Below are 393 nucleotides of genomic sequence, written 5' to 3'. Positions count from 1 at the left end.
GGCATAGCCGGCATGGACCGGTTGGTGCAGCGCAACGTGCTCGCGATGTCGGGCCGGGCCGTCGAGGCCGCCGGTGACGTCAACACCCTGCTGCTCGACAAGACCGGCACCATCACCCTCGGTAACCGGCAGGCCGCCGCGTTCGTGCCACTGACGGGAGTGACGCCGGAGCAACTCGCCGACGCGGCACAACTGTCCAGCTTGGCCGACGAGACCCCCGAAGGTCGCTCGATCGTCGTGTTCGCCAAGCAGGAGTATGGATTACGCGGCCGCACACCCGGCGAACTCGACCATGCACACTGGGTCGAGTTCAGCGCCAACACCCGGATGTCGGGCGTCGACCTGTCCGGGGATCACCGCCTGCGCAAGGGGGCGGCGGGCGCGGTCGCCGAG

At 69.2% G+C, this 393-nt stretch carries 1 pseudogene; it reads left to right on the top strand.

The annotated features are described in order from the left end of the window. Nucleotides 1-393 (top strand): annotated as a pseudogene (locus tag IMZ11_RS44620) (potassium-transporting ATPase subunit B); the annotation flags it as partial.

The sequence above is a fragment of the Microtetraspora sp. AC03309 genome (assembly GCF_020826795.1).
GTDB lineage: Bacteria > Actinomycetota > Actinomycetes > Streptosporangiales > Streptosporangiaceae > Microtetraspora > Microtetraspora glauca.
The sequence above is the reverse complement of the archived record's forward strand: the minus strand, read 5'-3'. Positions and strand labels throughout refer to the sequence as shown.